Below are 21,115 nucleotides of genomic sequence, written 5' to 3'. Positions count from 1 at the left end.
TGCGGAAAGGGCGGGGCGCAGAAGGTGAATCTGTGCCCCGCCCTTTCGGCGAGTACCCGTGATGTGGTGTTCCGTCAGGAACGTTTAGGAGGTTTTTTCTTCGTCGAAGTAGCCCATCTTGGCCAGGTCGTCGGCGCTGGTTGCGGTGTTCAGGGTTGCTTCGTCTGCGCCTTCTGCCAACTTGGCGAGCTTGCGGTCGCGGCGCTTGTCGTTGAACATGCAGATGCCGATGGCCGCGAAGAAGAAGATGAGCAGCGGCGCCATGAGGACGAACATCATCATGATGTCGCTGCCGGGTGCGGTCAGTGCCGCGATGACTGCGACGAGGACGACGACCCAGCGCCAAGATTTCAGGATGGTCTTACCGCGAATCAGGCCCAGCATGTTAATGCCGACCAGAATCACGGGGATGATGAAGGCGCAGGAGAAGGTGACGACGAACTTCAGGATGAAGGAGATGTACACGCCCGCGTCAATGTAGTTACTTTCGTTGACGGGGGTGAACTTCAGCAGTGCGTAGACGACGCCGGGGAGGGTGAAGTACGAGATGGCCACGCCGCAGCCGAAGGCGAAGATGGCTGCGGTGAGGAAGCCGAAGAGATACTTCTTTTCCTTGGTGTGTAGCGCCGGCAGTAGGAATCGCAGCGCCTGGTAGAGCCAGACGGGGGATGCAATCACCATGCCGATGTACATGCCGACCTTGAGCAGCTGGTCGAAGGGGGATGCAACGGAACCGTAGTTGAGGTTGGCGTTGCGGCCGGTTTCTGCGTTGATCTGCTGCAGGGGTGCGGAGATCATTTCGATGAAGGGCTGGTAGAGGAAGACCGTGCCGATGATGGCCGCGATGATGGTCGCGATAGCCGCCTTGATGAAGCGGTCGCGAAATTCGCGTAGGTGTTCCTTGAGTTCCATGCGCGCTTCAGGGTTGAGTTTGCGGTTGCGCACGTCCTGGTCGGGTGTTGCCACGGGGTGTCCTCTGGGTGTCTGTGCCTATGGTTGGCTGAGGGGTTTGGGGGCGGTGCCGCAAAACCCGTGCCGGCCGGTGGGCGGGCACGGGTTTGGGGCGTGGTGTGTTGAGACCGTTGGTTACTTGGTTTCGGTCTTGCCGTTGTCTACGACCTCGCCGGTGACGACCTCTTCACCGTTCTCTGCCTTGGTGGCGTCCTTCTTGGGGTCGCTCTTGGCGTCGTTCTTGAGGCCTTCGACCTCGGTCTTGAAGATGCGCATGGACTGGCCGAGGCTACGTGCCATGCCGGGGAGCTTGGGGGCGCCGAAGAGCAGGACGACGAGGAGGATGACGACGATGATGGTCGCGGGGTGGCTGAAAATCTGGCCCATGGTGTGCCTTTCTGGTTAGAGCAGGTCTCCGATGTTTTGAGGTTGGCCGAGTCGATCTCGTCGGGAGACCCGTCGCTTGATCCGCTCAGACCTGCGTGTCTGTTTGCCTTGTTCGTAGTTATTGTATGCCTCGGTGATGGGTGTGAATACCCCGAGGGTGGTGTCTCGCGGGAGTTTTCGAGTGGCGTTTGCTTGCGCGGTGTCGAATTGTCCCTCGATTGACTCGACCCAGGTAACGGTTTCGTCGAGTAGCGTGAAACCGCGAGTGAGTGCTTTGTAGGTGAACCATGCCAAGTAGAGGAGCGAGCAGATGATGAGCGCGCCCCATAGCAAAATCCAGAACCACCAAGACATGGGCACCATTATACAAGTTTTGAGGTGTTGTTTTGGTGGGGTGTTGATGTGTTCTGGGGGTTTTAGTCGTGTTTTTGCGGATGGGTGTAGGGTCTAGTTTTCTCTGGGCGAAGCGGGGTTGGCGTTGGCGAGGGCGGTGAGGTGCTCGAGGAGGGCGGCGCGCAGGTGCGCGGGCCCGGTGATTTCGAGGGATCCGCGGTGTGCAATGACGGTGTCGATGATGTTCTTATCCCCGGCGCCAGCGATGTTGTTGTAGTGCACGCGGACGTGGGTGGTTTTGGTGCCTTTTCGGGCGTGCTCGGCGCTGCGGCGCTTGTAGGTTGCGGTGAGGTTTTCGAGGGTTTCGCCGCCGGGGGTGTGGTCGGTGGGGTGGATGCGCAGATCGACGCTGGGGTTGGTGGTGGTTTTGTGCTGCTTGGCGTGCCAGTCGTTGACGGTGCTGTCGTGGTTGGGGCCGATGTAGTGCGGCTGTGCTTCGCCTGCGGGCGCGTAGCTGCTGATGCGGGTGAGGCGGAAGTTGCGCCAGAAGACGGGTTCGACGGGGGTGGGCTCGGCGCTGGTGGAATTGGTGGAGGCGCTCTCCCCCGCCGCGCTCGCGGGCTTTGCCTCCTCGGCGGCAGGGCTCTCTGCGGCGGCGTCCTCAGACAGCGTAGCGAGGTGGCGTGCCTCGCTGGCGCGGCACCACGCGTGCAGGTAGAGGCGGTCACGGTGCAGGGTGAGCGCTACCGGGTCGACGACGCGTTCCGCGGCGCGGGTGCCGTAGGTGATGGTGAGGGCGCGTCCGCTGGCGAGGGCGGCGCGCGCCTCCTGCAACAGGGGGTCCTCGGGTGCGAAGAGCAGGTGCTTCGCGTAGTCGGTGGTGCGCGGGTAGGCCTCCGCGAGCGCGGCGAGGATCGCGGCCGGTCGCGGGTCACCCGAGTACATCAGGTCGGCTGCGGAGAGCGTGAAGACGAGGATTGCCAGCTCGGTGTCGGTGAGGCGGGTGTAGTTGAGCAGGGTGAGGGCCGCGGCGCCGTCGCTGAATTCGGGGAGCAGGTTGAGACGGGCGGGGTTGGCTGCGTCGGGATCCTTAGCCTCAGAGTAGAAGGGTACCTCGTCGAATTCGTCGTAGATGGCGTTGATAATTTTGTCGAGCTTGGCTGCGTTGTTGTTGTCGACGCGGTAGAGGGGGTTGAGCTTGTTGAGGGGCATGGGCGTCTCGCCGTGGACGTCGGCCCAGCGGTCGGCGCGGTGCAGCGCGAGGATGAGGTCGTCGAGATCGTCGAGGGCGTCGTTGCGGGAACGCTGGGTTGTGGGGAACCACTTGGCGGGGGTTTCGGGTTCGCCGGTGTGCAGGGCGATGAGCTCACGCAAAAGTTCCCGCTGGGCGGCGTGGCTGTCCTGCTGGCGGCCGGTCAGGGTCTTGCCGGATGCGGGGTTCGCGTCGTGGTGCGGCTGGATGAGCCAGCCGGCGCAGGTGGCGTCGATGGCGCTGTCTACGGCGCCGTAGGAGGGCACGGTGAAGGGCGCGGCGGGGTCCTCGGCGCCGGGGTTGGGGTCGAGGACGGTGAGGGTCTCTTCGTAGCCGCTGATTTTCTTGAGGCGGGTGCGGGCCTCGTAGGCGGGGTTGATGGGTGCGGGGTCGGTGCTTGAGAACACGTCGAGGCTGCGGATGCGGTCGGTGCGGTAGGTGTAGGTCTTGCGCTCTTCGGGGGTTTTGTTGCCGAGGGGGAAGTGCGCGACGAGGTACCAGGAGCCGTAGCTGTAGATGAGGCCGGCGACGCTGACCTTCTCGTAGGTTTTGATGTCTCCATCGCTGCCCTGATAGGTGAAGTTGAGGGTCTTGCGCTGCGCGTAGGCGGTGAAGAGCTCGTAGAGGTGCGGGTCGTCGCTGAAGTGCAGGCGCTGGATGTGCTCGCGGTAGGCGTGCAGGTCGCGGGCGCGCTGCTTGACGGTTTTGGTGAGGGGCGGCTGGTTGTCCCGTTTGATCTCTTCGATTCGGGTGACGTTAGCCGCGGTGAGCGCCTCGTCGGTGAGGTGCTCGCTCGTGAGCGCAATCTTGCGCAGGATGCGGTAGGCCTCGTCCTGCAGTTCGGTGCCTTCCCAGCCGCGCAGCTCGGCGTTGAGGAGGCGGAATTCTTCGGCGGTGGGGTTCCACGCGGTCAGCGAGTTGGGGGCTTCTGCGTTGAGGCGGTAGCGTCCGGAGGTGTCGGTGGTGAAGTGGGTGATGCGCGCGCCGGCGTCGCGCAGGGTCTGCTTGGCGCGTTCGAAGGCGCGTTCGCTCGCCTCGGAGAGCGCGGCCCCGGGGGCGGAGGTCTTGATGCCCAGGAGGCTGAGGAACTCGTCGCGGCTGATGCCGTTGCGGCGGGTGGCTTCGTCGGGCGCCTCGGCGACGGTGGCGAGGCGGTTCAGGGTCATGAAAAGCTGAGCTGCGGTGGACATGGTTCCATCATACCGTGTGTGTTCCGCGGCACTTGCTTCGAGTCTGGGGCGGCGGCGGGAGGGATACGGAAGAGCCGTAGGAAGGGCGAGCCGGCATAGAAGTCCACCGGCACGTGCCATCAACACGCGTTCCCGGCACGCAAAAGCCCGGCGCCTCTCCCCCATCGAGGGAAAGGCGCCGGGCCGAGTATCTCTTACGCCAGATGCGCGAGAACCTGGCTAGTCCTTAGCGGACGTCGAGCAGGTCCACCACGAAAATCAGGGACTCGCCGGGCTTAATGACCGAACCCGCGCCGCGGTCACCGTAGGCCATGTCGGCGGGAATCTCCAGGCGACGACGACCGCCGACCTTCATGCCGAGCAGACCTTCATCCCAGCCGCGGATAACCTGGCCAACGCCAACCTGGAAGGGCAGCGGCTCGCCGCGGTTCCAGGAAGCGTCGAACTCCTCGCCGGTAGAGAAGGCCACGCCGACGTAGTGGGTGAGCACGCGGGAACCGGGAACGACCTCGGCGCCGGTGCCCTCAATCAGGTCGGTGATGACCAGCTCGGTGGGGGCGTCGCCCTCGGGGAAATCGATTTCGGGCTTTTCGCGGTCGAGCTTACGCTGGCCGAAAGACATGGTGGTCTCCTTTGATTGATTCGAAGTGATTCGAAATGGTGGGGTGCGCTCGCCGCCCATCTCATGTGGGCGGCGAGCGCGGTTGAAAACGTGGGTAGCGTTCCCGGGTTTACTGCGCGGTAGCCGAGGGCGCCGGGGTTGCGGTGGCCGCATCTGTGGAGGCGCCCGAAGCCGATGCGGAGGCAGCAGCGGCGGAAGCGGCCTGAGCCCGTTGCAGGGTCTGCGGGTTCTCCTCGGCGCCCAGGATGTCCACGACGAACACGAGGGTGCCGGTCGGGGTGGAGCCGTTGGCGGACTCGTTACCGTACGCCTGGTCTGCCGGGATAATCAGCTCAACGCGGGAGCCGACCTTCTTGCCGGTCAGGCCGGCGGTCCAGCCCTTGATAACGCCCTGCAGGGACAGCGCCGCGGGGATCTTCTCGTAGTTGCCGTCGAAGACCTTGCCGTCGGAGTACTGCACACCGAGGTAGCGCACGTAGATGGTGTCGGTAGCCTTCACCTCGGGGCCGGTGCCCTCGATGAGGTCCTTCGAGACGAGCTCGGTGACGTCCTGCTTGGTGTCGGGCAGCTTGATTTCAGCCTTGCCGGTGGACTCGTCTAGGGTGAAGGAGGGCAGGGACGGGTCGGCGGGCTGAGCGGTGCCGGTGGCGTACTTGGGCAGCTTGGCCTTGACGGTGTACACCTCAACGTTGGTTGCGGTACCCGGGGATGCGGTTGAGGCGGTGGGCGTGCCGGAGGCGGTGCGCTGCTGCAGGATGTTGGTGCTGTAGGAGAAGGAGCCGCCAACCTTGATTTCCTTGAGCTTCTCGTACACCTCGGGGGCTGCCTGCTTGAGCTGGTCGTTGATGGGCAGCAGAATCGGTTCGCTGGAGTAGGTGGAACCGGCCACCTTGCCGTTAGCACCGTTGAACACGGCCGCCTCGACGAGCACGAAATCGCCATCGTTAATGGAGTCGCCGTTACCGGTCTCAATCACGTGCGCGGTGGGGGTGGATGCGGCGAAGGGGGTCGCGAAGGACACCTCGGGCTCCGCGGTGGCGCTCTTGAGGGTGTACTTGACGCCGGAGAGGTCGTCGTTGGGACCGGCCTTGGGGGCGCAGGCGCTGAGAGCGAGCGCGAGGGCGACGCCTCCGACGCCGATATAGGTTAGGGGTGAGCGTTTGGTCATGATATATCCTCTGGTCGTGTGCGCGCCGGATAATGCGCGCGCTTTCAGAATAGTTTACAGGTACGGGGTCTGGGCGGTCTCATGCTACCGTCCGCGGCTGTGGGCAGGCTGTGCGCGGACGGAGTATCCGCAGGATTGGGGCGCCGTCTGCGAGGTTGGGGGCGTTCGCCGGAGCAAACGCCCCCTCACGTATTTCCCGAGCAGAGTTCGCCTGGCAGGGCTTGTCTAGCAGGGCGGCGGGAAAGCCGCCTCGCGGTGCTGACGCGCCTTGCCTTCCAGCAGGGTCAGTACCTCCTGCAGGCCCTCGCTGTCGGTCGCGAACGGGTCCTTGCACACCAGCGTGTGCTGCGGGTACGCGTTGAGCTTCAGATGCACCCAATCGACGGTGAACTGCTCCCCCGCCGCAACCGCCGCGTTAATGAAGCGCGAGCGCTGGGTGGCGCGGGTTGCCGGCGGCTGAGTCTTCGCGGCCTCCGCGGCGCCCTCGGGCAGGATGCGCTTGACCGCACCGCGGCGAACCAGGGCGTGGAAGACGCTACGGTCCGGGTCGATGTCGTGGTAGGCCAAGTCCAGCTGGCGGATGCGGGGGCTACCGTAGTCGGCGGGCTGGCCTGCCGCGCGGGCGCGGGCGATGTACGCATCCAGGAGCTTCTTCTTGATGGCCCAGTCGATTTCGGTGTCGATGCCGCTGTAGTCGCCGGATTCGATGGCGTCCAGGGTGCGCTGCCACAGGTTGAGGGCGTAGTCCACGTGGCGGTGGTGTGCGCCGTACTGCTGCACGTACTGGCGTGCCGCATCCAGGTAGTGACGCTGAACGCTCAACGCCGTGTAGTACTGCCCGTCGGTGGTCTGGAAGGTCGCGGTGCCGGTCAGATCGTGGCTGATGGCGCGCAGGGCCGCCGGGACGGACACGATATCCAGGCTCGTAACCGGGAAGCGATCCTCGAGCATGCGCAGCACCAGGTCGGTGCTGGCAATCTTCAGCAGCACGGTCGGCTCGGCCATGTTCGAGTCGCCGTTGATGACGTGCATGCGACGGAACTTCGAGGCGTCGGCGTGCGGCTCGTCGCGGGTGTTAATGAGCGGACGAGCGCGGGAAGTCGAGGTCGAAGCCGCCTCCCAAATGTGGTCGGCACGCTGCGAGAACGAGTACGAGGGCACGCCCGTGCTGGAGGCCGGGTCGGTCGAACCGGGCACCGGGCCACCCTGCGGGTGGGTCTTACCGGCGCCGACCAGAATCTGGCGGGTCACCAGGAACGGCACGAGCTGGGCAATCAGGTCGTTGAACTGCAGCTTGCGGCTGATTAGGTAGTTCTCGTGGCTTCCGTAGGAGTTGCCCGCCGAATCCACGTTGTTCTTGAACAGGTACAGTTCACCGTCGAGGGGGCGGCCCTCCGAACCGGCGAGCAGGCGCTTGCGGGCGGTGCGCGCCAGATCGGCGAAGAGCAGCTCGCCGGCGCGTTCCTGCGCGAGCAGCTCGTCGATGCTGCTACATTCGGCGGAGGCGTACTCGGGGTGCGAGCCGACGTCCAGGTAGAGGCGGCCGCCGTTGGGCAGGAAGACGTTCGTCGAACGCCACTGGTCCAGTACGGGCTTGAAAAGGGCGGCGGCGGATTCTTCGATGCTCAGCCGGCCCATGCCGTGCGGGACGTAGCTGAGCCCGAATTCGCTCTCAATGCCGAAAATGCGGTGTTCCATGATGATGACCCGGCGCGCAGGTGCGTCGGTTACTCGCCGCCCTTCTGGACGAAGCCGGTCACGAAGTCCTCGGCGTTCTCGGCCAGCAGGCCGTCAATTTCGTCGAGCAGGTCGTCGACCTCGCTCACATCAGAGACGACGTGGGAGGCGGCCAGGGTCAGTTCCTGCTCCTGCTCGGCGGCGGTGGTTTCGGTCTGCTGCGCGTTAATGCGTTCGCGGCTCATGGTTCTCTCCTTGAGGTTGGTTAGGTTAGTTAGTTTGGTTAGTTGGTTTGTGGCGGAGGCGGTGGTGCCGGTCGGCGAGGGTTGCGTTCCCGCGCCGGATGCACCGGATGCGCCGGATGCACCGCCTCCGTGGGTTTTGTGGTTTTCACTCTTCCAATTGGGGATATTGACCCCGGGGCGGAATGTGAGTTTATGTGGGTTTGGGGGCTGGACCGCCCCGCGGTGGCACCGAGCCACGACAGCCAAACCCCGACAGCGCCCCGCGCCCTAGCGCAGGCCGTTCAGCAGCGCATCCGAGTGGTTTGCCTCCTCTAGCAACGGCTCCACCTCGGCGGCACCGTAGCGGGTCGGCTCCATCATCGTAAAGCGAGTCAGCTCCTTCGAATAGCGGCCACGGCACGAAACCGTATCCCAGTTAATACCCAGAATCTCCTCGGGCCAGCGGGACATCAGCGTGCCGCGCAAAAACGCGCGCGTCTCACGCGGCGGCTCAGACACCGCACGCTCCACCTGCTCCGCAGAGAACAGCGTGCGCATGCGCCCGCGCGCCACCAGACGATGGTACAGGCTCTTCGACGGATCAATATCAGCGTACTGCAAATCCAGCGCCTTCAGCTTCGGGTTCGCGTAATCCACGCCCTTCTCAACGTAGCCGCGCACCAGCGCGTACTTCGCCACCCAATCCAGACGGTCCGCCAGCGAGAGCGGGTTGGTTTCCAGGGCGTCCAGCACCTCGCCCCACAGGTCGAGAATCTGCGCGGTCGCCGCATCCACACCCGCCGGGTTCGACTCCTCGTGCGCGCGGGACGCCTCATAGTAGGCGCGCTGAATCTGCAGGGCGCTCGCCGAACCGCTCGTCGACACCGGGTTCGGCAAGGTCGCCGAAGAAGGAGCCAGCGGCAGCTGCGCCGACAGCGACAGGTCGTGGCTGACCGCGTGCATCGCCGCCACCGGGTCGGATAGGCGCACACCCGGCAGCACCGGGTGCTGCTCGCTGTGCGACTCAATCAGGTTCATGACCAGCGCCGCCGTGCCGAACTTCAACAGGTTCGAGTAGTGCGAGAGGTTCGCATCCGCCGGAATCACGTGCAGGCGGCGGTACTTCGACTCATCCGCGTGCGGCTCGTCGCGCGTGTTCACAATCGGGCGGCGAATCGTGGTCTCTAGACCAATCGTGCGCTCAAAGAAATCGGCGCGCGAACTAAGCTGGAAGCCAGGAACCTCACCGTGCGTGCCGATACCCACGCGGCCCGCACCCGTGAAAATCGCGCGCGTGGCGAAGAACGGCAGGAGCGCATCCGCCACCTGCTCAAACGGAACCTCGCGGCTAATCAGGTAGTTCTCGTGCGCGCCGTAGGACTGACCCTTCGAATCGGTGTTGTTCTTGTACAGCTTCACCTGCGGCAGGTCCTCGGCGTGCTTGCCCAGCTCCACCAGCGACTCATACGCCAGCGCGTCACCGGCGGCATCGTACAGCACCGCGTCGGCGGGGGTCAGCACCTCGGGCGAGGAATACTCCGGATGCGCGTGGTCCACGTACAGGCGCGCACCGTTGGGCAGAATCGCGTTCATGGTCACGCGGTCCCAGTCCAGACGCTCCGGGAAGCCGCCGCGGCCGTGCACGCCGGCGAGCGCATCCAGGGCGCTACGCGGCTCGGTGGGCTCACCCGGTGCCTGAACTCCCGCCTCGCGCATAATCTCCAGGGCGATGTCCTGGCTGGTCAGCTCGGTGCGGGTATGCGTCATCTGGCTCGAGTGGGCGGTGGAGGCGTCCTGAACCCGGCCGAAGGCGTCGCGCAGGGGCGACTCGGACTCCCCCAGCCACTGGCCCTCGGGTGCAGCGGGGGCGCTGGGTTCGGTCGAGTAGTTCTCGGCCTGGCGGGCCTCCTCGGCGACGAGCTCGGCGGCCAGGGCGCGGCGCTGCAGCTGCTCGCGGAAGGCCTCGCCGCGGCGGAAGGCGAGCTTGGCGTAGGTGTTGACCACCAGCGCCGACAGCACGGTCGGATTGGTGCCCGGCGCGGAGGGTGCGATGACGCCGTACTCGGTTTCGGCGCCCATGATGCGGTGCACGCCGTAGCTGGGTGTGGAGTTCATGGGGTTCTCCTGAAGGGTTCCTATATAAATTCTGGACCTGCGGTAATGCCGGTTGTGTCGCGGGATAAGCGCTCGGTGAGTGCCGGATGAGCGCGACCCGGCTCATGCGTGTAAAGGCAGTTTAGCGGGCCGGCTCCACCGACACGAGGCGGCCACGCACACCGGCGACGGCGAGCGCATCCTCAATATCGGGCAGAGGCGGCAAATCCACCTGATCCTCAAACTCGGCGCGTACCGCCTCCAGCAGGTGGCGGGTGCCAATACCCACACCCGCCGCGCCGTTTACCTCGGCCGCACCGGAAGCACCGGCGGCGGTCAGCGCCTGCAGCTGCTCCTTAATCGCGGCCTTCTTCGCGCGGTCCACAATATTGCGAATCACCGCACCCGAGGCGAAGTCGCCGCGGTAGAGCGTGTGCGTGGAGAGGTGGCCGGTCGCGGCGTTCGAAGAGCCCACAATCATGGAGGAATCCACGGTCGCCACGGCGTACGCGGTGGAGGGGGTACGCGCGTACAGCTGGCCCGTTGCGGCGGCAATCATCGAGGTCAGAGCGGCGCGGACGGATCCGGCGGCGGCCACCTCCGCAGCGTCTAGCGGCAGGTCCTCGGTCAGGTACAGGCCGAAGATTTCGGCGGCACCGGCGGCGTCCGGGCGGTTAATGCGAATCTTCAGGTCCAGGCGGCCAGGGCGCATCACGGCGGCGTCGATGAGGTCCTCACGGTTGGTCGCGCCAATCACGATGACGTTCTGCAGTGACTCCACGCCGTCAATTTCGGCCAGCAGCTGCGGCACGATGGTCGTCTCGATATCGGAGGAACGGCCCGAACCGCGCATGCGGAACAGCGACTCCATCTCGTCGAAGAACACGACGACCGGGTGACCGGCCTCGGCCTTCTCGCGGGCGGCCACGAAAATATCGCGAATCTGGCGCTCGGTTTCGCCCACGAACTTATCGAGCAGCTCGGGGCCCTTAATGTTCAGGAAGTAGCCGCGGGTATTCGACCCCGGGTTCAGCGCGGCGGCGCGGGCGGCCAGGGAGTTCGCCACGGCCTTAGCAATCATGGTCTTACCATTACCGGGAGGGCCGTAGAGCAGAATACCCTTGGGCGGTGCCAGGTGGTAGCGCTCGAAAATCTCGGGGTGCAGGTAGGGCAGCTCCACCGCGTCGCGAATCTGCTCGATCTGCGCGCCCAGGCCACCGATCTGGCTGTAGGTGACGTCCGGGATTTCCTCAAGCACGAGCTCCTGCGAGCGGGAGGCGGGCACCTGCGAGGTAATCATGCGGGTGCGCGTATCGAGGGTCACCGCGTCGCCGGTGCGCAACTGCTCAACGTCGAGAGAGCCAGCCACGCGCGCCACCTGCTGGGCGCCCGAGGAGGTATCGACCAGCACGCGCTCGCCGTCGAGCACCTCGCGCACGGTCACCACGTCGCCAAAGGGCTCGGTGTCCAGGGCGACCACGGCCTCGGACTTGTCGTTGAGGAGCACCGTCATGCCGGGGGTGAGGGTGGACAGGTCAATCAGCGGGGACACCGGAATACGCATGAGGCGGCCGCCAACCTGCACGTCCAGGTAGGTGTCAATCTCGGCGGGGGTCTTATCGTCGGCAACCTGCTCGTAGGTCATGGTCTGGCCCTCGTGCACGGCCAGCACAATCGCCGAGTTCAGCGGCGGCATGACGTTCTGCGAGAGGGAGGCGCGCAGGCGCTCCACCTGGTAGCGCATACTGGTGATGGCCTCGACGAGCTTGCGGTTCTTCTCCCCCGCACCACGAATCTGGCGGCTCATATTATCGCGGGTTGCCTCGGCGGCGGTGAGGCGGCGCAGCACGGCGTCGTACTCCTGCGCGCTGACCGGCTGGGAACCGGGCAGGGAGGTCGAACCGAACGCGGCGGAGTAGTGCGGCGCGGCGGATGCGGCACTGTGCGCGGTGCCGTGCTGCGGGGTTCCGTTGCGGTCTGCGGATTCGTGGGGGGTCACGGTCTCTCCTATGCGTGTCCGGGCGGGTCGGGCTGTTGCTGGCGGGCCCTTCGGCTGCCTCGATGCGCGGGCTCCGTCAGGGCCGCATCGAGGACGGGGTTGGTACTTTCAGTCTATCGAGAACGCGCGGCTCGGCCGGGGTTCGGGGCGCCAAATTCTCTGCGGGCTCACATGCTGACCCAGCAGTTCTCGGCAGTTCTCAGCTATTCCCCGCTCATCCCGACGGTTTTAGATTTTTCCGGCGGTTCGGGGCTCATGCCCCGGCGTTTCAATGTTCAGAGGGTTGGCCGGGGGCGGCGTGCGCGGCGGCCCCTGAGAGCAAAACCTGCGGGCGCTCCGCGGGGGCACCGGCTGATACCCGTGCCCCCGCGTGCCCGTATGAATTATTCAGCGGCCTCGGCGTCCTGCGCGGCCTCAGTGCTCTGCGTAGCCTCGGCGGTCTTCTCAGGCTCCAGGCCGTTTTGCGCGGTACCGTTCTGTTCCAGCGCAATCTCGTTCGCGCGGGCGGCGTGAGCGGCAAGGTTCTTCGCATCGCGTGCGGCGCGGCGAATCTTCTTGTCGGTCACCTCGCGCTCACCCACGTTCATGGGAATCCACGCGTTCATGTCTTCCTCGGAGAAGTCAGTCTTGGACGCGCGACGCTTCGGCGCCAGGCGCACCGCACCGTCGGCCAGGCGGCGAGCCACAATCAGGAACGCGGTGTGCGCCACCATGCGGTGGTCGGGGCGGACCGCCAGGCCCTCCACGTGCCAGCCGCGCACAATGGTCTCGTCGCACTCGGGTTCGGTGAAGCGGCCGTCCAGGCGCATGCCCTCGACCAGGCGGGACATCTGGGTTACGGTCGCAACGTAGCAGATGAGCACGCCGCCGGGTGCGAGCGCCTCCGCCACGGCGTCCAGGCACTCCCAGGGTGCGAGCATGTCGAGGACCACGCGGTCGACGCTGCCGGGCTCCTCGACCTGCGGCAGGGTGTCCTGCAGGTCGCCGATGCTCAGCTTCCACGCCGGGTGGGGGCCACCGAACATGGTTTCAATGTTGCCGCGGGCAACCTCGGCGAACTCTTCACGACGTTCGAAGGAGTGCACGCATCCGTAGTCGCCGACCGCACGCAGCAGGGCGATGGACAGCGCACCGGAACCAACGCCGGCCTCGACGACGCGCGCGCCGGGGAAGATGTCTGCCTTGACGATGATCTGGGCGGCGTCCTTGGGGTAGACGACGGCCGCGCCGCGCGGCATGGAGAGCACGAAGTCTTTGTAGAGGGGGCGCAGCGCCTGGTAGAGGATGCCGTGGGTGTTGGCGATGACGGTGCCTTCGGGTGCGCCGATGAGGTCGTCGTGCTTGAGGAAGCCCTTGTGGGAGTGGTATTCTGCGCCTTCGGCGAGGGTGATGGTGGTGATGCGGCCGCGTTCGTCGGTAATCTGGACGCGCTCGCCGGGGCGGAAGGGGCCGCGGCGGTTAATTGCGCCGGTGGGGGTGGGGGTGCCGCTGCTCACGGGGTGGTTCTCCTCGGGTGGGTCTGTGCTGACGGGCTGGGTCCTCTCGGCGGGGAGAGCGTTTCCAGCAAAAAATCTCTACCCATTCTACCGGAGGTTACGGCGTGCACGGAGTGAACACAGAAAAGCGCGAGGGGCGGTGCCACGGCCGTATGCCGTAGCGCCGCTCCCCCGCGCTGTCTCGTCCTAGCCGGGCGTTGCTATAGAAGCCGTTTAGAGGACCACACCCAGGCGTGCCGCCAGGATGTCACGCACCAGCGCGCCACCGCCAACGGTGGTGTCCGCCAGAGCCTTCACAGCCCACGCATCCACATCCGCCAGTGCCGCCGGAGCGTTCAGGTCCTCGCCAAGCGCCTCACGCATAGCGGCCAGCAGCTCAACCGCTGCCTCATCGGTGACACCTTCGGAACCCTCGCGGCCTTCAGCCACCGACACCGCGTGACGGTAGGTGTCCAGGCGAGCCTTCGCGTGCTCGAGCAGCTCGTCGGTCCAGAACCAATCCGAACGGTAGTGCTGACCCATAATCGCCAGGCGAATCGCGTTCGCGTCCTCACCGGCGGCGCGCAGGCGCGAAACCAGCACCAGGTTGCCGCGGGACTTGCTCATCTTGTGGCCATCCAGACCGACCATGCCGGTGTGCGCGTAGTGCTTGGCGTGCGGGCGGTCAGACACGGCCCAGGTGTGGCCCGCGCCCAAGTCGTGGTGCGGGAAGGTCAGGTCGTTACCGCCGGCCTGAACGGTCAGCGAACCGTCCACGAACTGGCGGGCAATCATGGTGCACTCGATGTGCCAGCCCGGGCGGCCCGCGCCCAGCTCGCCGGCGTCCCAGCTCGGCTCGCCCTCGCGCTTGACGCGCCACAGCAGCGGATCCAGCGCATCACGCTTGCCGGGGCGGTTCGGGTCGCCGCCGCGCTCAGCAAAAATCTCCAGCATTTCGTCGCGGCTCAGGTGCGACACCTCGCCCGGTGCCCACGAGTAGCCCTCGGCGTTGGCCGGCAGCGCGCGCACGGCCTGCAGGTCCAGGTACACGTCACCGTCGGGCTGCTCAACGCCCTGCTCGTCCGTGAAACCGGGCACGCGGTACGCCAGGCCGCGGCGGTACAGGTCCTCAATAATCGGGAACAGCCACTCGATAGACTCCACAACGCCCACGTAGTGCGCCGGCGGAATCACGTTCAGCGCCTTCATGTCGGTGCGGAACAGCTCGGTCTGGTCCTCCGCCAGCTCACGCCAATCAACGTTCGTCGCGGTCGCACGCTCAAGCAGCGGGTCGTCCACATCGGTCACGTTCTGCACGTACGTCACCGGCACGCCCGCATCCAGCCAGGCGCGGTGCAGCAGGTCAAAAGCCACATAGGTGGAGGCGTGACCCATATGCGTTGCGTCGTACGGGGTGATACCGCAAACGTACAGGCTCGCCGCCTTGTCCTCCTGAACCTGAACAATCTCACCGGCAGAAGTATCAAAAATACGCGGCAGAGTAGCCTGACCGGGCAGAGTCACAGAGGCGGGGGCATCCCAAGCTCGCATGGGTTTCCTTTCCGTAAAAACGCCCACAACCGGTGGACGCGCCACACCCGCCGCCCAACCTCAAGGCATGCGGGTGCCAAAAAATCTACTCCAATAAGAATACCCGCCCGTGAGAAACTCACGGACGGGTATGTCGTATCACGCTGAGGGCTAAAGCCTTAGAACGCCGAAGAAGTTGCGTTCAGCACGCCGGTACCCAGACCCACAAAAATCAGGATACCGAGCGCAATGCGGTACCAAATGAAAATGCCGTAGGACTTCGACGACACGTACTTCAGGAACCAGCCAATCATCAGGTAACCCACCACAAACGCAACCAGAGTAGCCACGATGGTCGAGGGAATACCGTAGAAGCCGGTGGCCTCCTCGCCGGTGACCACCTTGAAGGTCTTGTACAGACCGGACATGAACACGGCGGGCATGGCCAGCAGGAACGAGTAACGCGCCGCGGCCTCACGGGTGTAACCCATGAACAGACCCGCGGTAATCGTACCGCCCGAACGGGAAACACCCGGGATCAGTGCCAGCGCCTGCGCGCAACCGTACAGCAGGCCGTGACGGAACGTCAGATCCTTCAGCTCACGCTGCTCGCGGCCGAAACGGTCCGCAAGACCCAGGAACACGGCGAACACAATCAGCATGGTCGCCACAATCCACAGGCTACGGAACTGGGTGTCAATGTAGTCTTCCAACAGCAGACCCAAAATGCCGATGGGCAGGGAGCCAATAATAATCAGCCAACCCATGCGGGCGTCCGGATCGTTACGCGGCACGCGGCCGGCAAGAGCACCAAACCACGCCTTCACAATGCGCACAATATCGCGCCAGAAGAAGATCAGAACCGCGGTCTCAGTGCCCAGCTGGGTGATCGCGGTGAACGCGGCACCCGGGTCGGCCTTCTCCGGCAGGATCTGGCCAACAATGTTCAGATGCGCCGATGACGAAATCGGCAGAAACTCTGTCAGGCCCTGAACGAAGCCCAAAATAATCGCTTGAATCCATTCCACGCCTTCAAGGATACAGCAGGGGTACGGCGACGGGGCGGTCCGCGGAGGGTGATATATCACCTCCGCAAACCGCCCCGTCCACACCGCGGAACGCCGCCGAGCGAGTCAAATGCGCCTATCCGCGCCGGATGCGCTCCCCCGCCCTCGCGGAAAACCCGCGTAGCTTAGGCGTCGCGCAGCGCACGGTTCACGGCCGAAATCATGGCCTTCAGAGCCGCACGGGTCGTCGAGTTATCCACGCCAATACCCCACAGCACGCGCGAATCCACGGCGGCCTCAACGTAGCAGGCAGCGTTCGCGGTCGAGGAGGAAGACATCGTGTGCTCGGAGTAATCCATCACGCGAATATCCACGCCCTCGCCCGAGAGGATGTTCTGCAGAGCATCCACCGGGCCGGTACCCGATGCGGTGCGGTTGTAGGTGTGACCGTTAATGTTCAGGGCCACGCGCAGGGTGGTCGCACCGGTATCGGCCGAATCAATGTTGATCGACTCGATGCGGTACTTACCCCAGCGCTTCTCGGGATCGGTGGCGGGCAGGTACTCGTCCGCGAAGATATCCCACAGCTTCTTGCTGGTCATCTCGCCGCCCTCGGCGTCGGTGCGAGCCTGAACAATCTTCGAGAACTCCACCTGCGCACGGCGCGGCAGGTCCAGGCCGTGATCCTGCTTGAGCAGGTAGGCCATGCCGCCCTTACCGGACTGCGAGTTCACGCGAATAATAGCCTCGTAGGTGCGGCCCAAATCGCGCGGGTCGATCGGCAGGTACGGGACCTCCCAGTAAACCTCGTCCACGCTCTTGCCGGCCTCGGCGGCGGTGCGCTCCAGGGCCTCGAAGCCCTTCTTGATGGCGTCCTGGTGCGAACCCGAGAACGCGGTGAAGACCAGGTCGCCGCCGTACGGGGAACGCTCGTGCACCTTCAGCTGGTTGCAGTACTCGACGGTCTTGCGGATACCGTCAATGTCCGAGAAATCAATCTGCGGGTCAATGCCCTGGGTGTACAGGTTCAGGCCCAGGGTCACCAGGTCGACGTTACCGGTGCGCTCGCCGTTACCGAACAGGCAGCCCTCGATGCGGTCCGCGCCGGCCAGGTAGCCCAGCTCGGCGGCGGCCACGCCGGTGCCGCGGTCGTTGTGCGGGTGCAGCGAGAGAACGATGTGCTCGCGGTGGTTCAGGTTGCGGTCCATCCACTCCACCGAGTCGGCGTACACGTTCGGGGTGGCCATCTCGACGGTTGCGGGCAGGTTCACGATCAGCTCGCGGCCGTTCTGGCCAATCTCCAGCTCGTCGGCCACGGCGTTGACCACGCGGGCCGCGTACTCCAGCTCGGTGCCGGTGAAGGACTCGGGCGAGTACTCGTAGATAATCTTCGTATCGGAAATCATCTGCTCTTCGTACTTGCGGCACAGGCGCGCACCCTGCAGGGCGATGTCGAGCACGCCCTCCTGATCCTGGTGGAACACCACGCGGCGCTGCAGCACGGAGGTCGAGTTGTAGAAGTGCACGATGGCCTGCGGTGCGCCCTCGATGGCCTCGAAGGTGCGGGCAATCAGGTGCTCGCGGGCCTGCACCAGAACCTGAATGGTCACGTCCGAAGGAATGTGGCCGTCCTCGATGAGGGTGCGCACGAAGTCGAAGTCGGTCTGCGAGGCGGAGGGGAAGCCCACCTCGATCTCCTTGTAGCCCATCTTGACCAGCAGCTTGAACATGGCCAGCTTGCGGTCGGTGTCCATGGGGTCAATCAGCGCCTGGTTGCCGTCGCGCAGGTCCACGGCGCACCAGCGCGGTGCCTTCTCCATGACCTTGTCCGGCCAGGTGCGGTCGGGAAGGTCGACAACAATCTGCTCGTGGAAGGGGCGGTACTTGTGTACCGGCATGGGGCTGGGCTTCTGGTGGTTTTTCATGATGAATTTCCTGTGGGTTGGTCCGTCTCGTGCAGCCCGCATCGGGGCCTGTGCTGTGCCCGGGTATCGGGTCCCGGGCCGTCGTCATCAAGGCGGTGCATCGTATCGATGCTGGTGAGATGCCGCGTCAAAAAGCCGGAACGGTCGCGGCAGATTCTAGCGTGCCCCGTTCCGGCGAATAAGCAGCAGGTTTACTGCGGTGCGGTGCGCGCCGCTCATGCTCTCACCGTAAGTGGTCATGCCTCCACGCTATCACAGCCCGCGAAAGATTACCGCCGGCGCGGCCGGGCCCGTCCATCATCTGGAAGAACACGAGGTCGACGACTACGCCTGCACGCGGTCATACACCCGGCCACGCACGCGGTCATACGCCCGGGCATACGAAAGGGGGGCGCACCCACCGCATTGGCGGATGCGCCCCCCTTTCACTCACCGGAGACAACCCCGTAGGGTGTCTAGAAGGCGAAGGCGGTCTGGCACTTGTTCTGGTCGGCGGTCTGGCCGCTCGCGTTACCCGCGATGGCCGCCTCCTGCTTCTCCATAGCCTCGCCCGAGGGGAAGTCAGTACCGATAGTCACCGACACGCCCTGAACCTCTTCGGTTGCCACCACGCGGGTGACGTTCAGCTTGCCGGCAATCTCCTGAGCCTCAGCCTCGTAACCGGTCGAGTAGAACACCGTGGTGAAGTTCGTCGGAGTAGCCGAAGTACCCGGAGTAACATTCGTGTAGCCCAAGCCCTCAATCACCGAGGCGATCGTGGCGGAACGGCCCTCCAGGCCGGTCGCGTTGTACACGCTCACCGGGGTCTCACGATTCAGCTGAACCGCCGGGGCTGCTTCTGCGGGCTTTTCCTCTTCCTTCAGCGACTTGTCATCGCGCAGACGCTGGAAGACATTATTGGCCGCTTCGGAAACCTGCAGTCGGTTCGAGTCCTGGGTCCACGGCTCGGTCGGCACGGTCGCAAACACCACGTTCGACAGGTCCACGCCACCGAGGGTTGCGCCCACACCAATCAGGGTGCCGATATTGCCCAGGCCCTTGTCAACGGTCACGTTCTGGGTAATCGCCTCGGCGATACTTGCCAGGCGGCCCGGGTTCGACAGGGTTCCTTCGCTCTTGACCTTGCGCAGCAGCGAGGCCATAAAGCCCTGCTGAGCCTGAATACGACCGATATCGGAACCATCCGAGAAGCCGTGACGGCTACGCAGGAACGCAAGAGCCTGCTCACCCTCAACGGTGGAAGTACCCGCGGGAAGCTTCAGGCCGCTGTACTCGTCATCAATCGGAGCGTCCACACAAACCTGAACGCCGCCAACAACCTTCGACAACTCCTTCACGGCGTTGAAGTCGACCAGCATAAAGTGGTCGATGTTCACACCGGTCAGCTTGCTAATGGTCGCCACGGTGCAGCCCGCACCGCCGCGAGAGAGCGACTCGTTGATCTGAACGTTATCCTCGGCCGGGTAGACGGTGCCGTTATCCGGGTCGGTGCACTGCGGTACCGAAACCATCAGGTCGCGGGGGAAGGACAGCACGTTCACGTTCTTGCGGTCCTTGCTGATCTGCAGGAGCATCATGACGTCCGCGCGAGCCTCAGAATTGCGGTCCTCCTCGTCACCGTAGGCCCCGTTATTGCCTTTGCGGGTGTCGGAGCCGATGATGAGGATGTCCAGCGCGCCGTTCTCCAGGCCGTCCTTATAGTTACTGATGTTCAGCTCCTGCGTGTGCAGGTTGTTGCGCATACGCAGGGCGAATACGCCGCCGAAACCAACAACGATGACGAGCATGCAGGCCGTCAGCAGGGCAATCCAGCGATTACGTTTCGAGGTCATCACCGAGGTGCGCATATGGCGCCCGGTGCTTCGTAGGCGAGGTGCCTGGGGCATACCTATTCTCTTTCTGCCGGTGAGCAAGTATTTTCTCAGAGTAACATTCTTCGCTATGAGCGCCGAAAAGAAAAGGGGCGCACGTCACCCGAAAGACGCGGACTAGGCGGCGTTCTCCGGGTGACCGACCCCCTCTCGGGCGGCTGGCCTAGAAGCCCAGACGGTTCAGGGCGCGGGGGTCAGACTGCCACTCCTTAGCAACCTTCACGTGGATGTTCAGGTACACGCGGGTGCCGAGCATTGCCTCAATCTGCTCGCGGGCCTTCGTACCAATCTTGCGCAGGTTCGAGCCGCCCTTACCGATGATGATGTACTTCTGCGACTCGCGCTCCACGTACAGGTTCACGTGCACGTCCAGCAGCGGGTTATCCGCCGGGCGGCCCTCACGGAATTCCATCTCCTCAACGGTCACGGCAATCGAGTGGGGCAACTCCTCACGCGCACCCTCCAGGGCAGCCTCACGCACCAGCTCCGCGATGAGGGTTGCCTCGGGCTCATCGGTCAGCTCACCCTCCGGGTACAGCGGCGGGGAGAGCGGAACGTACTGCGAGAGCAGGTCGGCGACCGCATCCACCTGGAAGTGCTGAATCGCGGACACCGGGATGATGGCCGCCCAGCCGCCCTTGCCGTCTACGGGCATCGGCTCGGAGATTTCGCCGGCGCGGCGCTGTGCTGCCGGGCCGGAACCCTTCGCGAAGGGGGTCGAGTCGTTCTTACCGCCCTTGCCGCCCTTCTTCTGGGCGCGGTGGGCCGCACGCTTCGCGCGCTGGGCACGCTCGGCGCTCATGACCTCCTCGCCGAGGGCCTCGACGGCCAGCAGCTGTTCGCGCAGCTCGTCGGAGTTCACGGTATCGGCCTTGGTCACAATCGCGACGACCGGCTTGTTGCTCGAAGCCACCAGCTGCGAGGCAATGTAGCGGTCACCCGGGCCGATCTTCTCGTTTGCCGGAATGCAGAAGCCCAGCACATCCACCTGCGAGAGGGTGCCGGCCACCAGGTCGTTCAGGCGCTCACCCAGCAGAGTGCGGGGGCGGTGAATACCCGGGGTGTCCACCAGAATCAGCTGGTACTCGTCCTTGTGCACAATACCGCGGATCGTGTGGCGGGTCGTCTGCGGACGGTTCGAGGTGATAGCCACCTTCTGACCGACCATAGCGTTCGTCAGAGTAGACTTACCCGCATTCGGGCGGCCCACCAGCGACGCGAAACCCGAACGGAAATCCGCCGGGTAGGTCGGCAGCGGGGTGCTCAAGTCCAGAGCGCTCAAATCGAGCGGGGTGTACTCCTGGTCCATTGTGTTTCTCCTTGTCAAACCCCGTGCGGGGTGTATGGGGTGCCAGCCTCATCTGCCTGCGCCTTCCGGGGCGGGGCGGCTGGCTCAAAGTGTGTTAGGGA

General features: G+C 64.7%; 16 protein-coding genes. All 16 read right to left on the bottom strand.

Annotated elements, in window-relative coordinates; all coding sequences use genetic code 11:
- Positions 1-84: 84 nt before the first annotated feature.
- Positions 85-966: a twin-arginine translocase subunit TatC gene (gene tatC, locus AC3E6W_RS08450; protein WP_070484405.1), complete on the bottom strand. Its 882-nt coding sequence runs from the start codon at positions 964-966 to the stop codon at positions 85-87.
- 120 nt (positions 967-1,086) lie between these two features.
- Positions 1,087-1,338, bottom strand: a complete 252-nt coding sequence (gene tatA, locus AC3E6W_RS08445; protein WP_049334189.1) for a Sec-independent protein translocase subunit TatA — start codon at positions 1,336-1,338, stop codon at positions 1,087-1,089.
- A 15-nt stretch (positions 1,339-1,353) separates the two neighbouring features.
- The gene (locus AC3E6W_RS08440) at positions 1,354-1,692 is read right to left on the bottom strand and encodes a hypothetical protein (protein WP_049334190.1); all 339 of its coding nucleotides are present in this window, start codon (positions 1,690-1,692) and stop codon (positions 1,354-1,356) included.
- A gap of 93 nt (positions 1,693-1,785) precedes the next feature.
- Positions 1,786-4,113: a helix-turn-helix transcriptional regulator gene (locus tag AC3E6W_RS08435; protein ID WP_490652858.1), complete on the bottom strand. Its 2,328-nt coding sequence runs from the start codon at positions 4,111-4,113 to the stop codon at positions 1,786-1,788.
- 226 nt (positions 4,114-4,339) lie between these two features.
- A complete protein-coding gene (locus AC3E6W_RS08430) occupies positions 4,340-4,735 on the bottom strand; it encodes an FKBP-type peptidyl-prolyl cis-trans isomerase (RefSeq protein WP_049334192.1) in 396 nt (131 codons plus the stop codon).
- Positions 4,736-4,844: 109 nt separating this feature from the next.
- Complete coding sequence (locus AC3E6W_RS08425) at positions 4,845-5,903, bottom strand: FKBP-type peptidyl-prolyl cis-trans isomerase (protein WP_070825400.1); 1,059 nt, start codon at positions 5,901-5,903, stop codon at positions 4,845-4,847.
- 225 nt (positions 5,904-6,128) lie between these two features.
- Positions 6,129-7,601: a Pup--protein ligase gene (gene pafA / locus AC3E6W_RS08420; protein ID WP_294646803.1), complete on the bottom strand. Its 1,473-nt coding sequence runs from the start codon at positions 7,599-7,601 to the stop codon at positions 6,129-6,131.
- Positions 7,602-7,630: 29 nt separating this feature from the next.
- Positions 7,631-7,825: a ubiquitin-like protein Pup gene (locus tag AC3E6W_RS08415; protein ID WP_049334195.1), complete on the bottom strand. Its 195-nt coding sequence runs from the start codon at positions 7,823-7,825 to the stop codon at positions 7,631-7,633.
- 267 nt (positions 7,826-8,092) lie between these two features.
- Entirely contained in the window at positions 8,093-9,919 is a 1,827-nt protein-coding gene (gene dop, locus AC3E6W_RS08410) for a depupylase/deamidase Dop (protein WP_490652857.1), read from the bottom strand.
- A gap of 121 nt (positions 9,920-10,040) precedes the next feature.
- Positions 10,041-11,897 (bottom strand): proteasome ATPase, encoded by a 1,857-nt coding sequence (gene arc, locus AC3E6W_RS08405; protein WP_070681911.1) that lies wholly within the window; start codon positions 11,895-11,897, stop codon positions 10,041-10,043.
- Positions 11,898-12,280: 383 nt separating this feature from the next.
- On the bottom strand, positions 12,281-13,393 hold the full coding sequence (locus AC3E6W_RS08400; protein ID WP_490652856.1) for a tRNA (adenine-N1)-methyltransferase: 1,113 nt from the start codon (positions 13,391-13,393) through the stop codon (positions 12,281-12,283).
- Between the two features lie 213 nt (positions 13,394-13,606).
- Positions 13,607-14,923 carry a cysteine--1-D-myo-inosityl 2-amino-2-deoxy-alpha-D-glucopyranoside ligase gene (gene mshC, locus AC3E6W_RS08395; protein ID WP_490652855.1) on the bottom strand — a complete coding sequence of 439 codons (1,317 nt, stop codon included), beginning with the start codon at positions 14,921-14,923 and terminating at the stop codon, positions 13,607-13,609.
- A 158-nt stretch (positions 14,924-15,081) separates the two neighbouring features.
- Positions 15,082-15,930, bottom strand: coding sequence for an undecaprenyl-diphosphate phosphatase (locus AC3E6W_RS08390; protein WP_049343292.1), 849 nt, complete (start codon positions 15,928-15,930; stop codon positions 15,082-15,084).
- 164 nt (positions 15,931-16,094) lie between these two features.
- Entirely contained in the window at positions 16,095-17,834 is a 1,740-nt protein-coding gene (gene leuA / locus AC3E6W_RS08385) for a 2-isopropylmalate synthase (protein ID WP_049343291.1), read from the bottom strand.
- Positions 17,835-18,289: 455 nt separating this feature from the next.
- Positions 18,290-19,720 carry an LCP family protein gene (locus AC3E6W_RS08380; RefSeq protein ID WP_490652854.1) on the bottom strand — a complete coding sequence of 477 codons (1,431 nt, stop codon included), beginning with the start codon at positions 19,718-19,720 and terminating at the stop codon, positions 18,290-18,292.
- Positions 19,721-19,868: 148 nt separating this feature from the next.
- Positions 19,869-21,014 (bottom strand): GTPase Era, encoded by a 1,146-nt coding sequence (locus AC3E6W_RS08375; RefSeq protein WP_490652853.1) that lies wholly within the window; start codon positions 21,012-21,014, stop codon positions 19,869-19,871.
- Positions 21,015-21,115 lie beyond the last annotated feature (101 nt).

The organism is Rothia sp. SCPM-O-B-18226 (M350), from assembly GCF_058213595.1.
Note: the sequence above shows the minus strand (reverse complement) of the source record. Positions and strands in the feature narration are given on the sequence as shown.

Excerpts from the sequence above, each read along its gene's own strand:
- tatA (WP_049334189.1), bottom strand. The coding sequence starts at position 1,338 with ATGGGCCAGATTTTCAGCCACCCCGCGACCATCATCGTCGTCATCCTC.
- AC3E6W_RS08440 (WP_049334190.1), bottom strand. The coding sequence starts at position 1,692 with ATGTCTTGGTGGTTCTGGATTTTGCTATGGGGCGCGCTCATCATCTGC.
- AC3E6W_RS08435 (WP_490652858.1), bottom strand. The coding sequence starts at position 4,113 with ATGTCCACCGCAGCTCAGCTTTTCATGACCCTGAACCGCCTCGCCACC.
- AC3E6W_RS08430 (WP_049334192.1), bottom strand. The coding sequence starts at position 4,735 with ATGTCTTTCGGCCAGCGTAAGCTCGACCGCGAAAAGCCCGAAATCGAT.
- AC3E6W_RS08425 (WP_070825400.1), bottom strand. The coding sequence starts at position 5,903 with ATGACCAAACGCTCACCCCTAACCTATATCGGCGTCGGAGGCGTCGCC.
- pafA (WP_294646803.1), bottom strand. The coding sequence starts at position 7,601 with ATGGAACACCGCATTTTCGGCATTGAGAGCGAATTCGGGCTCAGCTAC.
- AC3E6W_RS08415 (WP_049334195.1), bottom strand. The coding sequence starts at position 7,825 with ATGAGCCGCGAACGCATTAACGCGCAGCAGACCGAAACCACCGCCGCC.
- dop (WP_490652857.1), bottom strand. The coding sequence starts at position 9,919 with ATGAACTCCACACCCAGCTACGGCGTGCACCGCATCATGGGCGCCGAA.
- mshC (WP_490652855.1), bottom strand. The coding sequence starts at position 14,923 with ATGCGAGCTTGGGATGCCCCCGCCTCTGTGACTCTGCCCGGTCAGGCT.
- leuA (WP_049343291.1), bottom strand. The coding sequence starts at position 17,834 with ATGAAAAACCACCAGAAGCCCAGCCCCATGCCGGTACACAAGTACCGC.
- AC3E6W_RS08380 (WP_490652854.1), bottom strand. The coding sequence starts at position 19,720 with ATGCCCCAGGCACCTCGCCTACGAAGCACCGGGCGCCATATGCGCACC.
- AC3E6W_RS08375 (WP_490652853.1), bottom strand. The coding sequence starts at position 21,014 with ATGGACCAGGAGTACACCCCGCTCGATTTGAGCGCTCTGGACTTGAGC.